Origin of the sequence: Lactiplantibacillus paraplantarum (assembly GCF_003641145.1) — a bacterium.
In the GTDB taxonomy this organism is placed as follows: domain Bacteria; phylum Bacillota; class Bacilli; order Lactobacillales; family Lactobacillaceae; genus Lactiplantibacillus; species Lactiplantibacillus paraplantarum.
The window spans coordinates 2,253,300-2,268,112 of sequence record NZ_CP032744.1; the positions used below are offsets into that span (position 1 = coordinate 2,253,300).

At 44.2% G+C, this 14,813-nt stretch carries 12 protein-coding genes; 7 read left to right on the plus strand and 5 right to left on the minus strand.

Annotation, left to right across the window (positions count from 1 at the left end; all coding sequences use genetic code 11):
* The first annotated feature begins 109 nt into the window (after window positions 1-109).
* Complete coding sequence (locus LP667_RS11225) at window positions 110-1,063, plus strand: linear amide C-N hydrolase (protein ID WP_021732722.1); 954 nt, start codon at window positions 110-112, stop codon at window positions 1,061-1,063.
* A 59-nt stretch (window positions 1,064-1,122) separates the two neighbouring features.
* On the opposite strand, the gene LP667_RS11230 is transcribed toward LP667_RS11225, so the two are convergent.
* Both LP667_RS11230 and LP667_RS11235 read right to left on the minus strand, forming a co-directional pair.
* Window positions 1,123-1,341: a hypothetical protein gene (locus LP667_RS11230; RefSeq protein WP_021732723.1), complete on the minus strand. Its 219-nt coding sequence runs from the start codon at window positions 1,339-1,341 to the stop codon at window positions 1,123-1,125.
* The gene (locus LP667_RS11235) at window positions 1,341-1,970 is read right to left on the minus strand and encodes a TMEM175 family protein (RefSeq protein WP_056988385.1); all 630 of its coding nucleotides are present in this window, start codon (window positions 1,968-1,970) and stop codon (window positions 1,341-1,343) included. The genes LP667_RS11230 and LP667_RS11235 overlap by 1 nt, the downstream gene beginning before the upstream one ends.
* A gap of 152 nt (window positions 1,971-2,122) precedes the next feature.
* Here LP667_RS11235 and LP667_RS17055 point away from each other — a divergent pair, with 152 nt between their 5' ends.
* Window positions 2,123-3,181 carry an MMPL family transporter gene (locus tag LP667_RS17055; RefSeq protein WP_225428794.1) on the plus strand — a complete coding sequence of 353 codons (1,059 nt, stop codon included), beginning with the start codon at window positions 2,123-2,125 and terminating at the stop codon, window positions 3,179-3,181.
* Entirely contained in the window at window positions 3,174-4,784 is a 1,611-nt protein-coding gene (locus LP667_RS17060) for a hypothetical protein (RefSeq protein WP_225428795.1), read from the plus strand. The genes LP667_RS17055 and LP667_RS17060 overlap by 8 nt, the downstream gene beginning before the upstream one ends.
* A 264-nt stretch (window positions 4,785-5,048) precedes the next feature.
* On the opposite strand, the gene LP667_RS11245 is transcribed toward LP667_RS17060, so the two are convergent.
* On the minus strand, window positions 5,049-5,486 hold the full coding sequence (locus LP667_RS11245) for a GNAT family N-acetyltransferase (protein ID WP_021732726.1): 438 nt from the start codon (window positions 5,484-5,486) through the stop codon (window positions 5,049-5,051).
* Between the two features lie 190 nt (window positions 5,487-5,676).
* Between LP667_RS11245 and LP667_RS11250 the strand changes: the two genes are divergently transcribed.
* Both LP667_RS11250 and LP667_RS11255 read left to right on the plus strand, forming a co-directional pair.
* The gene (locus LP667_RS11250) at window positions 5,677-7,830 is read left to right on the plus strand and encodes an LTA synthase family protein (protein ID WP_021732727.1); all 2,154 of its coding nucleotides are present in this window, start codon (window positions 5,677-5,679) and stop codon (window positions 7,828-7,830) included.
* A gap of 178 nt (window positions 7,831-8,008) precedes the next feature.
* Window positions 8,009-9,802: a glycerophosphodiester phosphodiesterase gene (locus LP667_RS11255; protein ID WP_056988384.1), complete on the plus strand. Its 1,794-nt coding sequence runs from the start codon at window positions 8,009-8,011 to the stop codon at window positions 9,800-9,802.
* Window positions 9,803-10,005: 203 nt separating this feature from the next.
* Here the strand turns inward: LP667_RS11255 and LP667_RS11260 are convergent, their stop codons facing one another.
* Window positions 10,006-11,001, minus strand: a complete 996-nt coding sequence (locus tag LP667_RS11260; protein WP_021732729.1) for an NAD(P)/FAD-dependent oxidoreductase — start codon at window positions 10,999-11,001, stop codon at window positions 10,006-10,008.
* Between the two features lie 123 nt (window positions 11,002-11,124).
* Between LP667_RS11260 and LP667_RS11265 the strand changes: the two genes are divergently transcribed.
* Complete coding sequence (locus LP667_RS11265; protein ID WP_021732730.1) at window positions 11,125-11,883, plus strand: alpha/beta hydrolase; 759 nt, start codon at window positions 11,125-11,127, stop codon at window positions 11,881-11,883.
* A gap of 359 nt (window positions 11,884-12,242) precedes the next feature.
* Entirely contained in the window at window positions 12,243-13,583 is a 1,341-nt protein-coding gene (locus LP667_RS11270; protein ID WP_021732731.1) for an Ig-like domain-containing protein, read from the plus strand.
* A 334-nt stretch (window positions 13,584-13,917) separates the two neighbouring features.
* Here the strand turns inward: LP667_RS11270 and LP667_RS11275 are convergent, their stop codons facing one another.
* Window positions 13,918-14,802 (minus strand): polyphosphate kinase 2 family protein, encoded by an 885-nt coding sequence (locus LP667_RS11275; RefSeq protein WP_021732732.1) that lies wholly within the window; start codon window positions 14,800-14,802, stop codon window positions 13,918-13,920.
* Between the last annotated feature and the right edge of the window lie 11 nt (window positions 14,803-14,813).

Below are 14,813 nucleotides of genomic sequence, written 5' to 3' on the forward strand. Positions count from 1 at the left end.
ACTGCTTGCAGCTGGCAAAATCGGATAGCAGTAACCGCTACCAACATTGTCAATATCACGATTACTAGTTTTGACGTATAATAAATGTAACTCAGAGGAGGCCGTAAAGATGTGTACCAGCTTAACTTATCTTGATACCACCAACCAACATTATTTCGCCCGTACAATGGACTTTCCCACGACTACACCTTGGCGCCCCATCTTTTTGCCGCGTCATTACCAGTGGCCAACGGGACTCGCTACCGCGCGAACGACGCAGTACGCTATTCTCGGTGGTGGTCGGGCCCCCGCTCACTTTGACAGTTATCTCATGGCAGATGGCATCAACGAAACTGGACTGACATGCGCCGAACTCTATCTTCCTCACGCGGCAACCTATGCCAATCATCGTCAATTTGGAAAAATCAATTTAACACCCCAAGCCTTCATTAACTGGGTGCTTGGGGAACACCAATCGGTCGCGACCGTTATCGCAGATCTGCCATTGGTCAACCTTGTTGGCGCATCCTGGGGTGACGATACTGGAGAAATCTATCCCTTTCATTGGTATCTCAGCGATTCTCACCAGAGTATCGTCATCGAACCAACTGGGGGGCCGCTGATTGCCCAACCGAATCCGGTAGGTGTGCTCACCAATACGCCAATACTAACGGATCATCAATGCCGGCTAAACCGTTACTTAGGACTAGCTGGCAGTCAGATTTCCGCAGCAACTTACCATGCAGCCAAACAACTGGTTCAGACACGACAGCCGTTGCCAAATAGTCCCATTCCGACCGAGCGTTTTATTCATATGGCCATCCGTCGACTTGGAACGCCCCAATTGTCGGCACAACAAGTACCGGCAACGGTATTCCACTGGTTGCATGAGGTCAGTCTGCCTTACGACGCACGTCGACGCAACTTGATCAGCCATAATTACACCCATTACCGTTGCTTAATAACCTTAGAAACACGTCATTACCGCTTCATTCCACGAACAACCGGTCGTGAACAAGCATTGACGCTAACTCCCAAGATGGCCGCAACGTGGCACGCCCCCTACCTTTACCCCACTGATTAACACTCTGACTATCAATTAAAAACTCACGGTTGACGATTCCTCGTCAACCGTGAGTTTTATTAATGCCGTCGTTTTAAAAAATGTTCAAATTCCTGATTAATGGCTGCCCGTACTCGTGGCTCATGCAGATCAGCCTGGCCCGCTTCTGTGCCACCAGTTACCTGACTAACCACCTGCAAATAACCAAATAACACCTGACTAGGATCCAAATGGTATTGTTTCGCTAATGTGACCGCTAAATCATAACGGTCTGGACCTAATAAACTTGAATAATCCATCAATCCATATCTCCCTTCGCTTGTTCCAACTGCCGACTCATTCGCAAATAAGCGAAGAAATGAAAAATAATTCCGCCCGCTAGTAGAATCGCGCCTAACCACACCGACCAAAAGGTGGCTAAGATAGCTAAACCATATATCGTCACACTTCGAACCGGATCAAACTTGATTGTCGCATAAAAAGCCATTGAAATGCCGGGCCTCTTCAACTCCTGATGATGGTGCAAATAAGCATACATAAAATAGAACGTTGCCGAAATAAAAAGCGCAATTAAGTCATAAGCAATAAAAGCCGTCTGCATATCCTGTCGATTACCGGTCGTTAACGCATCAGCAACTAAAGACATCGGATAATCTAATAACGTAATACTAAAGAGCATCAATAAGTTCAGCATATTCACGTTACGATCAATTCGTTGTAGCATATTGAAATAATCATGATGAAACAGCCACAGCGTACCAACATAAAAATATGAAAAGACGTACGACAAGATCAGTGGCCATTGTGCCAACAAGGCTGCCAATAAATGGCCAGTTCGATAGTCTGGAATGTGAAATTCTAACACCAAGATTGTAATTAAAATTGCAAAAATACCATCACTAAATGCCTGAAACCGATCCGTTTTCAACACCAACACCTCCCACAGCGTTTTAGGATACCATAACTCCCAAGTAATTACTGTAATTAACTTTTCAAACTGGTGCCCAAACCGCTACTCCCGTTCCTGATATGGTAAGATTAGCTTAATAAAAAGTAATTGATGTGGGGGCGTCAAGACAAATGCGAAAATTATTAACACCGAAGTTGCTGTTCTTGTTTTTCTGGGGAATCGTGGTATTTGCAAGTATTTTGATTTTACCGAATATCACCACGTTTGTGAATGAACAAACAGCACTGCCACAAGATTCAACTACAAGTACCAAATATCAACAACAATGGGGCCACGGATTAGCGGGCACCCAATCCTTAACCTTAGTTTTCAATAATCCAAATGGTAAGTTATCAAACCACCAGCATCAACAAATCACGACAACCTTATCCAAACTCAATCGTCAAGCTGATGACTACGGGATCAATCAACTTCGAACACCAACGGGGATGACTAATGATCGGCAGCTCCTGCGTTCCAACGACGGGTCCACTGAATTAGCGCTAGTGGCCGTTCAAACATCCCGTGCCGATTTAGCCGTTATTGGCAATCAACTTAATAACGCCATCTCAATTAATGGACTCACGACAAGTGTCACTAGTACTGATCTAATTTATCAGCAACATGCCCAGCAACAACGCCGCGATTTGATGATTAGCATGTTCATCAGTAGCCTACTCAGTTTAATCATACTCGGCTTTATCTTCCGTTCAGTGTTAGTGCCATTATTAAACTTACTATGCCAAGCCGTCACCCTGATTACGACGGTCAGCTTCATTACCAATGCACGCTTGGCTTGGCATTGGCCACTGACTGCCAACGCCATCGGTTTAGCTGGCTTAATTAGTCTAATACTGACCAGCCTACTAACCTGGCACTTTATGCACACTTATTGGCAATCCGCTGACAAACTAACATCAACAACGGTCAGCCTCGTAACTTTAAGGCGGCAATATCGCCAATGGCTTCTAGTGTTAATCCCAATACTTATCATCACATTGATGCTAAGTTGGACTGCCCTAATTTCATTAGCCTCCGCTTGGACCATTACGATTGCCGTAGTACTGACTTTACTCGCCGTGCCAACACTCAACTATGCTTTTACCGTCCTACTCGGTGACAATCTTTTCTGGCCGGGAAGCACAACCTGGCCATCACGCTCACGCAACTTGTGGGGGCCAATTGAGTAAATTTAGTCATTGGCAACCGGCATTGGGCGGATTGACTGCGATCTTGTTAGTCGTTCCCGGCTTAGTCATCGCCACTAATCAATTTGCCGATGATAACCTACAACCCTGGCGTCAGACTCAACTGAGTAATGCCGAGTTAGGACAACAATTAGTTCAAGCACATTTTGGAACGGGGGCTACCGCCCCAATTACAATTACAGTGCGCGCAACCAATAATTTAACGCAACAACGTTCACTTCAAACCATCGATCACTTAACAACTAAGCTTCAAGCTGTTACCGGAGTCGCGCGCGTGATTTCCGTTACGCAACCGACCGGCCAACCATTGAACGCGTTCTACGTCAAACAACAACTCGCCCTGCTTAATATTGACTTAGCCGGTAAACAGGCTAGTGCCGTTAAACTACAGCACCAACTGACAGCCGATCAAACTAGCTTAGAACGAGCTGCAACTGGTCACCACACCAAGTCGGTCGACCAACTATCCGATCGTATTAATGATTTGGCCAATCTTAACGACCAGTTAACGCAACAACTACAAATACTGACCGATCGCGATAATGATTCTAACAACATCAATCAACAATTAACAAAATTGAATCAGTTAACTGATCAAATAACGACGGCACTAAATCAAGTTGTGACTGCTCAAACAACCGTTGCAACCGAAGCTGGGCATATTGATCAGCACATCCACAACGTTAACCAGTCATTAAAACAAACCGTCCTACCACTGAAGACATTATTGGCATCATTAAAAAACACCCAGACCTATCTAAGCGGCTTAGCAACTAGCCAAGTCGGTCATAGCTTTTACTTACCCACCAATGTAGCCACTAACCAAGCCTATCAGAACAGTCTATTTACAAATATTAGTAGTGATCGACGAATGACCCAGTTAACAGTCACTTTAAAGACCGCACCGACTAGCGCCAGCAGTCGTCAGACACTACAACGCCTTCAGCAAGTTACCCATGCCAGCCTATTAGCAACACCGCTGGCACACGCAACCGTCCTGATGACTGGAGTAACACCGCAACAGTCCCAGCGCCATACGTTAATTTCACACCACGCGATTAAATGGATCGTACTGGGGCTCGCTGTTTTCAGTATCATTCTGTGGCTGGAATGGCGGTCATTGGCATTTAGTATACTAATTACAGCGGGCCTCGTTGGCATTACATTAACCAGCTGGGGGTGGACACAATTAATTTTGACGCACTGGTTACAGACTGGGGCCCTTAGTAGCAGTGTCTTTCTCAGCAGCTTAGCTTTACTGACACTACATTGGTTATTGATCACGGCTACGACCTCTCAGCATCAAAATTGGGTACATCAGTTCAATGCCAATCGACTGAAACAACACTTTTACTATTGCGGTCAACTAGTGTGGCCCGTGACGATTATCGAATGGATCTACTTACTGCCGTTACTCTTTATGAGCGCTCCAGCCTTGAAAGGCTCGGCACTCATGAGCCTGATTGGCATCAGTATTAGTAACTTGATTGTGCCGTTGATTTTCCCTGGCTGGATTCGCTGGACAGCCGAGCCACCTGCCCTAACCTCGATTTTACGACGACTGCGACCGTCAACCAATCACTAAAGCAAGTGTGCCTGACTTGTACCTGCTTTCAGATTGGCCGCGTTGTCTAACAATGAACCAAGCAACTTCCAAAAGCCCTAATTTAGCCTAATGAGTACCGACAAAAATTGCGTTTTCAGCATTCAATACTGAAAACGCAATTTTTCATTTGCTACCAATGTGCTTAGGGTATTTTTAACATGATTCATAACCGCTTAATTAACGCCAGCCGTCTTTGTCAGTGTGAAAGCACGCATTAAATAAATAACCATCATTGGATTGCCACTATGATAACATCAATGTCATAGTTTGATGCCGTAATCCGGCCTCCATAAACGGTTCACCCTGTGGTTGGTAACCCAATTGTGTATAAAATTCTTGCGCGGTAACCTGGGCTCCCAATGTTAATTGGCGCCAGCCACGCTCAACACCGTCGGCAGCAATTCGTTGCAGTAATTTTCGTGCGTAGCCCCGCCCACGAGCTGCCTTCAACGTTGCGACCCGTTGAACATGGCCTGTCTGCGCATCACTGGGAGTCACCCGTGCAGTGGCCACCGCTTGTCCTTGATCATCATACAGAACATAATGCCAAGTTGCCGGCGTGACCGTATCAATCTCCAAAGCTTCATCGATGTGCTGTTCAGTAACAAATACCGCTCGACGAATCGTAATGGCATCAGCATACACCAATGAATCAATTTGATTGCTTGTTTTAATTTGCATCGCTTTACCTACTTTTCTTCTCAAATACTTTGAGAATACGCGTTTCATACACGACCGTCAAACCAGCACCGGCCGAAATTAACGCATTCTTAAAAATGTTCGCGCTTACGACTTTACATCATATGTTAAAATGACTTGATGACTGCTTATCGAGTCATATCCAAATTTGTTAAAAATGAGGTCTTTATCGATGTTTACCAAATTTCGCCAATACGTTAATACGCGAATTGGATTTTTTTGGCTACTAGTCCTTCTATTTTGGGCCAAGACCATCTACGCGTACTTAACGGAATTTTCGTTAGGCGTTGCCGATCCACTTCAAGCATTTTTAATGCTCGTGAACCCGATTGCAACGACGGTTTTCCTTTTTAGTCTGGCGTTCTACATTCGTAAAACCGGTGTATACTATTATATTCTGCTATTCATTGATGCTTTAGACACCATTTTACTGTATGCCAACGTGATCTATCATCGTGAATTTACGGATTTCATGACCGTTAGTACGATCACTGGAGTCTCCAAAGTTAGTCAGGGACTCACCGGTTCATCACTTGCATTGGCAAGTTGGGGTGACGTGCTATATTGGGCAGATATTATCGTCATCCTTGCCCTAGTTATTCTTCATCGAATCAAGCAAGAGGCCCGGCCAATTGCGAAACACACTGCCTTTGCCTATACTTCCGCCGCCATTGCCGGCTTTGGTCTCAACCTAACTTTGGCCGAAGCCAACCGTCCGCAACTACTGACCAGAACATTTGACCGTACCTATATTGTCAAATATCTTGGTCTCGATGCCTTCACGGTCTACGACGGTATCAAAGACGAACAGACGAACCACCAACGGGCCAGTGCCAAAAAATCAGAACTGGACACCGTTAAAGATTATACTGAGTCTCACTATGCGGCTCCCAACGCCAAGATGTATGGGTTGGCTAAGGGACGTAACGTCATTGTGATTCATTTGGAAAGTTTTCAACAGTTCCTCATTGATCAGAAGGTCAATGGCAAGGAAGTAACACCGTTCTTAAATAAGCTATACCATAGCAACGCAACTTACAGCTTTAAGAACTTCTTTCACCAAGTCGGTCAAGGAAAAACCTCCGATGCTGAAAACATGCTTGAAACTAGCACTTATGGTCTTTCAACCGGCTCTTTGTTCTCCCAATTAGGTTCTGATAATACATTCCAAGCGGCTCCGGCGATTTTAAATCAACGCGCCAATTATTCGTCAGCAGTCTTCCATGGTAACGTTGCTAGCTTTTGGAATCGTAATAACACTTATAAGAACATGGGCTATCAATACTTCTTTGATGCTAGCTACTTCGATACCACGGGTGATAAGTCAACCGGTTACGGCTTGAAGGATAAGTTGCTATTCAAGAATTCTGTTCAGTACCTAGAGCGCTTACAACAACCGTTCTACGTTAAGTACATTACGGTTACCAACCACTTCCCCTTCACTCTAGATAAGGAAGATACGACCTTTAAAACTACCGATACTAGCGATTCGGCAATCAACGGTTATTTCCAAACTGCTCATTACCTCGACCAATCGATTAAAGAATTCTACACTTACTTGCAAAAGGCTGGTCTATTAAAGAATTCGATGATCGTGCTGTACGGTGATCATTATGGCCTGTCGAACAGTGAAAATTCAACGTTAGCCCCGATTTTGGGTAAATCGGCAGATGATTGGAGTTCCTTTGATAGTGCGCAGCTTCAGCGGGTCCCGTTCATGATCAATATACCTGAAATTAAGAGTGGTAAGGTCGAATCGACTTATGGTGGTGAAATCGATGTATTACCAACGATATTGCACCTACTTGGTATCTCTAGCAAACGCTACATTCAGTTTGGTACCGACCTTTTCTCCAAGCAACATGACAGTACCGTTGCCTTTCGCAATCGTGATTTTGTAACTTCTAAATACACCGTCCTAAGCGGTAAAATTTATGATAACGTGACGGGTGAAACAATTGATGACGACGAAGCGGTTCAAAAAACCGTCGATAAGGATCAAAAAAAGGTCGATAAAGAATTGAGTCTTTCTGATTCACTTAACAACAAAAACCTGTTACGTTTTTACACACCAAAGGGTTTCAAGAAAGTCGACGCTTCAAATTACAATTACGCCGATGGCCTTGAAAAAGAAATTCAGATTCAGAATAAACTGGCTGGTAAGTCAACTAGTCTTTACTCGAAGAATGGTAACAAGTCCACCGATACACTGTATCAGACGGATGCACCAGAAGCTTCGCATAAGAAGACCGATTCAACTCGGATCAAGATTACCAATCCGGATGATACCGATAGTACAACAACTAGTTCTAGTAATACCAACTAAGTGACAATAATCAAGAACTAACTGAAAAACGTTATGGGCGTTCACTTCACGTCCCATAGCGTTTTTTTTGTACCTTAGTGTTCAACTAGTGGGCGTCCACTGGTATGGATTTCATGATAAAATAAAATTAATTATGACTCGATTCGTACTTAGCGAACCGAGATAGGAGGCACCATTCATGGGCGCTTGGCGTTTTTGGTGGGATAGTACCCACCGTTTCTATAAGAACTGGGGCAGTTACGTTGCCCTAATTTTCGGTACCAATATTGTTATCAGTTATCTTGCCGTGCCATTCTTCAACTGGGTCTTGGAAATGCTTCTAAAATGGCAGCGCGTAAGTTATGTTTCCTATACTAATATTGGCAGCATTATTATCCGCCAACCTTTGGCGGCCCTCGGGATGCTAGCCATTTTATTAGCCATTATTATTTTAGTTTACTGGCAATTCGCATTCCTATTACTCGGTATCATCAATATTTTTCGCGGTCGGCCGCAAACAGTACGAGAAGTCTTACACTCGACATTCACTAGCTTGAATGCCACGTCACCGAGCACCTTTCTATTTTTTATCGGCTATTTCATGATCATCCTGCCATTCGGCAGCTTCATCTTCACGACGCCCCTACTGAATAAGGCGCGAATTCCTGCTTTTATTATTAGTTATCTAACGGATAATCCCTGGATGACAGTCGGCCTAGTACTTTTCTACCTAGTGGCTGGTTACCTAGGTATTCGGCTCATTAGTCTATTACCGCTAATGATCATCGATGGCTTACCGTGGCGGCTGGCCGTCACCCGTAGCTGGCAACAAACACGTCATCATGTTCTTCGTTACATCTGGCTAATGGCCGTAACCTTACTTATGATTTTTCTAGTCGTCACCTTAATCTATACGCTAATTTATGTCGCTCAGCTACAGTTTGACAAGACTAGCTTTGCCATGGTTGCTGCAACCGTTAACCTCTTCATCATGGAAGCAGTCACGGAAATTATTATCTGCTACACGACAGCTATCTTTATGATGTTGATTATCGTATGCTATCGCCAAGATTTTACAATTTTACGGCAACAACCGTTATACTTCAATGAGGCACCCCGCTTACGCAAACTAACTCGTGCTAGCGTGGCGGTCGGTCTGATCTTAGCAACCAGTCTCCTAGTTGCCGTTAATCTGGTCTACCTCAACGGGCTAGTAATTACCAAACCAATCATGATTTCCCACCGGGGTGTCGATGATGGTAATGGTGTTCAAAATACAATTCCGGCACTCGTAAAAACCAGCAAGGAACATCCTGATTATGTTGAAATGGATATTCAAGTCACTAAGGATCATCAATTTGTCGTGATGCATGATCCGACACTAAAGGCGCTTGCGGGAATTAAAAAGAAACCGTCACAATTAACACTCAAGCAACTGGAAAAAATTACCGTCCGTGAAAATGGCTATCAAGCAAAGATTCCAAGCTTTGACGCCTATTTGCAAGCCGCTCACGCGCATCACCAAAAGTTATTAGTTGAAATCAAAACTAGCTCGGCGTACACCTCAGCCGATACTAAGCGTTTTATTAACCGTTACGGGGCGACGCTACTGGCAAACCATGACCAAGTTCATACACTCAGTTATAAAGTCATGCGGGACTTGAAACGCTTAGACAAGCAGCAGTTTGTCAGCTATATTCTGCCCTATAATTTAACGTTCCCCCACACGGACGCCAATGGCTACACCATGGAAGTTACCACTTTAAACGATCAATTTGTCGACAAAGCTGAGCGTTATCACAAGACCGTCTATGCTTGGGACATCGATGATACCGATCAGATGGATCAAATGATGTTTATGGGTGTAACCGGGGTCGTCACGGATAACTTAACGGAAATGCAAGCCGAAGTGAAGAGCAACACTGATCATCCAAGTTACGCCAAGCTCTTGTTGACCTTCATGAATGAACTCAGCCTGACTAGCAATGAATAACAATACCTCAGTATGAAGTCCCACATTTTAAAGGAAATACTCTTTTAAGCAGCTCACAAATTCCAGGTTGCTAGCATCCAAAAATAATGTCAGACAACGTTGTTGACGGATGATACTGCTTATCATCTGCATTTTATAAGTAGCACAAAAATAAGGGCGGACTCAGTATTTAGTGATGCTGAGTCCGCCCTTATTCAAGTTGTTTACATTTTCTCAAAGACGGTCGTACTGTGCAATGGACTGCGCCGTTCTGGGTACAAAGCCATCATTAACTGATTGACTGCGTTTGGTGCTTCGCCAAAACCGCTCGCAATCAGTCCCAACTTACCGGGATAAATGATTGTATCACCAATGGCCGCAATCCCTGGAATATCGGTATTCATTTGCGTATCAACCGTAATCAACCGGTGTTCCATCGTTGGCGTAACGTGCCAATTACGAATCACTTTATTATCCGCAATAAAGCCATAATTAACGATCAAATCATCAACTGCCAACGTTTCTTCGGCGGTCCCCCGTACTTCTTTCATCGTTAATTCCAGCTGACCATCCGTAGTTTCAGCAAGCTGCTTGATCAAAAATGGCGTTTTTATCGCCACGGACGATGCCTTTAGTAAGTCAACGTTGTGTTCCATACCGCGGAATCGGTCTCGCCGGTGCATAATGTAGACTTGTTTGGCAACTGACTCCAACATTAGTGCCATGTCAATCGCTGAATCACCACCGCCAGCAACCAGCACCGTTTGATCTCGAAACTGCTCAACACTAGGAATATGGTAAAACAATTGTTTATTCTCAAAATCAGCTGCATTATCAACCGCCAGACGCCGGGGTTCAAAAGCCCCACTGCCGGTCGCAACAATAATCGCCTTTGTATGCGATTGTTGCCCATTAGCTGTCGTAATCGTAAAATCACCCATCGCACCAGTTACATCCATCACCGGACTAGCTAACTGAATATCAATTGGAAACTGCTTCAACTGGGCTTCAAGTTGTGCCACTAGCTCGCGCCCTTTAATTGCCGGATAACCAGCGACATCATGAATCACCTTTTCAGGATACAAGGTTTGAACCTGTCCACCTAATTCAGGTAAGCTTTCTAATAACTGCACACGCGCATTACGCATGCCAGCATAGAAGGCTGCAAACATCCCAACCGGGCCACCACCAATAATTGTTAAATCGTATTCTGAATTCATCGTTTCCCAGCTCTCTTGTATGTAGATTTGTTGCTTCTAATTCTAGTGGATTCCACGAAGGTTTGCAAAACCAATTTCGCTAATTACGACTATAATAGACTTAAAAAACGAGGCAGCTTAACCATGCGACGATTAAAAATCATTAAAATAATGGCGGTTCTAAGCACGACCCTCATTGTCAGTCTAGGAACATATTGGCAGTATCGACTGAGCCCATTGCGAAAAGCACAAGTCAATCAAACAACGATCCCAACAATTTTTGTTGGTGGTGATTATGCGCGCGCCTTTTCCACGAACGGTTTTGTACACCGATTAACTACTGCACGCCTCATGACCAAGGGGTTAGTCGTCCATGTCAGTCAATCTGGCCATGTTACCGTTCAACAATTTGGCACCCTAAAGGATAATCCCACGATCCAAGTCATTTTTGCTGATAACCACCATGCCAAACGACAGGCTCGTCAATTTGCTAGTGTCATGCATATCCTTGCAACTCGCTACCACGTGACCCATTACAATGCTGTCGGTCATTCATCTGGTGGCAATATTATTTTCGATTATTTAACTGCTGACCAGTCTCACCCAGCCCAGATTGACAAGTTTGTCACGATTGGCTCAACCTACCCTGGATTGACCGCCCAAGTATTAAAACACTTACCGCGAAAGCTGCCCATCTTAAACATTGGTGGTCAAATCTGGCAAACTAGCGGTGACGGTGGCGTTAATTTACAAGCTGTACTCACATTTAGTCGCCAGTTACAAACAGCTGGTTGGCAACCGCAGACGGCGATTATTCACGGCAGTCCACTTACTGCCAGTCACTCTATGCTCCATATCAATCCCCAAGTGGACCTATTGATTATTCACTTTTTATATGATTAAGATAAGATTGATGCCTAATCTCGTAGCAAGTAAGTGTGAGACAAAAGGTGGTCATTAACGTAAATTCGGCGATTATTCCTAAGTTTGGGATAACCGCCGAATTTACATTAGGCGCAACAAGCAACCTTTTGGCGCACGTTTCGACAATATGGATAGAACCAGCTCATTTTTTTAAATTGAACTCGCACAATTAGCCCTGTCCAAGATGCTTTGTACTGACCCTTCTAAGTACTGAAAAATGAACCGCTACACTGAATCCAACGCGATTGGTTAGTTTAAAAAGCGAACAAAACTCCGATTGTACTCCGCTTGTACACGAATGGTAAGCTATGGGTATACTTTAGATGGAGGCGATTACCATGCGCAATAAATGGCGGTGGTTATTATTAGCAATAACAGGAATTTTCTTTTTGATGTTTGGCCCACCATTAGTTAGTCAAGCTCGTGATGTTATCGAAGCCACTGGCAATGATGCAAATAGTGCCATTATTAAAGATAGCAACGGTACCATTATTTCTCACGATGCACAATTGCCAGCAGATCAAGATTATACTGTCAATTATAACTGGCGAATTCCCAACAACGTGAAAATAACGGCCGGAGATACCATGACTTTTCAGATTCCTGAAAACGTTCAGATCACAACGGACAGGTCCTTCCCGATGAATGGGTTTATCGGTGGAACTGTCGGTACATTTAACCTTGCTGCGGGTTCCCACACTGGTATTGTAACGTTTAATCAAGCCTACCAAATAGCCACTATGAATCGTTCTGGCTACGTTAGATTAACTGTCAAAGGAACCGTTCCAAGCCAACCAAGTAACACGACCCCGATTGCCCTAGAAAAATCCGCTGCCTGGGTCGATGCTTCAGACCCACGGCGAATCAACTGGACCGTACACGTGCTGGCAAACAATAATACACTCGTCAACCCAACTTTTACTGATACGTTAAGCAATAATCATGAATACGTTGCTGGTAGTGCCAGTTTAAAAGAGCAGGACGGCACTGTTATTCCAGTCACCACTACTGCCACTGGTCAACAAGTGACATTTGCCGCTAACGGCCGCTATCTTAAAGATTTGATTTTAACTTATCAAACTAAAACGAATCAACCAGATGGCAAAGACACTTTTGAAAATAGTGTCAACTACCAAGATAGTAACGATAATAGTGGTCACGCTGAAGCCTCGATTGATCGTCTAGAACCAGATATTCCCGAAGAACCCAACGTTACAGAACCGCAAGAGCCGGGAGACGAAGACAATCCGGGAACTGAAGAACCCGGAACTGAAGAACCTGGAACTGAGCAGCCCGGAACTGAAGAACCTGGAACTGAAGAACCTGGAACTAAAGAACCTAATGTCGAAAAACCTGAAGTTTCCGAACCGAAGAATCCAGGGGCTGAAAATTCTAAGCAACTTTCGATCGCTAAACCCAACACTTCATCACCACTCACTACTACCGGACTCAATACCACAAGCGGGTCCAACAAAAATACGCTAGTACCATCCAAACCAACCAATCAGTTACCGGCGACTGCCACCGCCATTTTTGACCGTACTAATAATCACAGTAACCAGTCATTACCACAAACTGATGAACATCCAGCAACTGGACTCGCTTGGTTAGGACTTGTCGTACTGCTAGGATTACTTAGTCTCGGTCTTGGTACCATGCACCATTATCCTCGTTACTAGTTGCGGTCGCTTTCTGAGCCATCTCAGCATTTTTCAACGTTGATTTTGCTTCGTTAGCTCTACAACACACGCTTACCGTTTCTCAATCAATCGTTCTCCCAAAAACTAGCGTCAGCTGGTCATTAAAACAAAGCATCAACCAGCCCTCACCTTTTGAGCGTTCAAAGACCATACACTAAAATGGACTTCTCCAGAATTTGATTCTTGAGAAGTCCATTTTACTTTGAACTCAGCATATCAGCACTTTCATCAATAGCCAGCTTAAAACAATCATTTACCCGTTACCTAGCCAGCTCACCTGTCAGTCTAACTAGTACAACCATCACACAGCCGCCTAGTCGGTTTCACGATCCAGTTGCTCCAGCGCCGTTTTTAGTTGCAACTGTGCACTAGTATCTAGTGATGGGTAGGCCAACGGCAATTCAGCCAGCCGTTGATTGATAATTTCGGACACGCACAGCCGCGAGTACCACTTACTATCCGATGGAATAACGTACCATGGCACCGCCTTGGAAGCTGTATTCGTAATGGCATCATCATAAACACGTTGATAATCATCCCAATACTGCCGTTCTTGAATATCAGCTGCTGAGAATTTCCAGTTGTGACTCGGAATCTCGATACGGCGAATAAAGCGCTGCTTCTGTTCAGCCTTCGACATATGCAAGAAGAATTTGAGCACTAAATACCCGTTATGCTGCAAATAATCTTCAAAATATCGCAAATCGCCAAACCGGCGCTCAAAAAATGCATCGTTAACTTGTTTGTTAGTCTCAATATCACCCACATGTTCGTTCACAATGATGTCTGGATGCACCCGACTAACTAACACGTCTTCGTAATACGACCGATTAAAAATGCCAATCATGCCCCGCTTAGGAATCCGATCATGAACGCGCCATAAATAATCATGAGCAATTTCTTGACTAGTCGGTTGCTTAAATGATGTGACTTCACACCCCTGAGGGTTCACCCCACTCATGACATGACGAATCATACTATCCTTGCCCGCCGCGTCCATGGCCTGAAAAATAATCAGGACACCATAGCGATCCTGCGCATATAATTTTCCCTGTAATTCAGACAGCTGCTTAATATTTTTTGCAATCTGATTTTTAATAACTTTTTCATCCTGGAATTCCGGATCAACCGTGGTTGCTAACTTGGTTAACCCCAACTTTTGCTTTCCCGTATACCGATAATGTTTTTCAAAATTCACGTTCTGACTTC

Excerpts from the sequence above, each read along its gene's own strand:
- LP667_RS11225 (WP_021732722.1), top strand. The coding sequence starts at position 110 with ATGTGTACCAGCTTAACTTATCTTGATACCACCAACCAACATTATTTC.
- LP667_RS11230 (WP_021732723.1), bottom strand. The coding sequence starts at position 1,341 with ATGGATTATTCAAGTTTATTAGGTCCAGACCGTTATGATTTAGCGGTC.
- LP667_RS17055 (WP_225428794.1), top strand. The coding sequence starts at position 2,123 with ATGCGAAAATTATTAACACCGAAGTTGCTGTTCTTGTTTTTCTGGGGA.
- LP667_RS11245 (WP_021732726.1), bottom strand. The coding sequence starts at position 5,486 with ATGCAAATTAAAACAAGCAATCAAATTGATTCATTGGTGTATGCTGAT.
- LP667_RS11250 (WP_021732727.1), top strand. The coding sequence starts at position 5,677 with ATGTTTACCAAATTTCGCCAATACGTTAATACGCGAATTGGATTTTTT.
- LP667_RS11255 (WP_056988384.1), top strand. The coding sequence starts at position 8,009 with ATGGGCGCTTGGCGTTTTTGGTGGGATAGTACCCACCGTTTCTATAAG.
- LP667_RS11260 (WP_021732729.1), bottom strand. The coding sequence starts at position 11,001 with ATGAATTCAGAATACGATTTAACAATTATTGGTGGTGGCCCGGTTGGG.
- LP667_RS11265 (WP_021732730.1), top strand. The coding sequence starts at position 11,125 with ATGCGACGATTAAAAATCATTAAAATAATGGCGGTTCTAAGCACGACC.
- LP667_RS11270 (WP_021732731.1), top strand. The coding sequence starts at position 12,243 with ATGCGCAATAAATGGCGGTGGTTATTATTAGCAATAACAGGAATTTTC.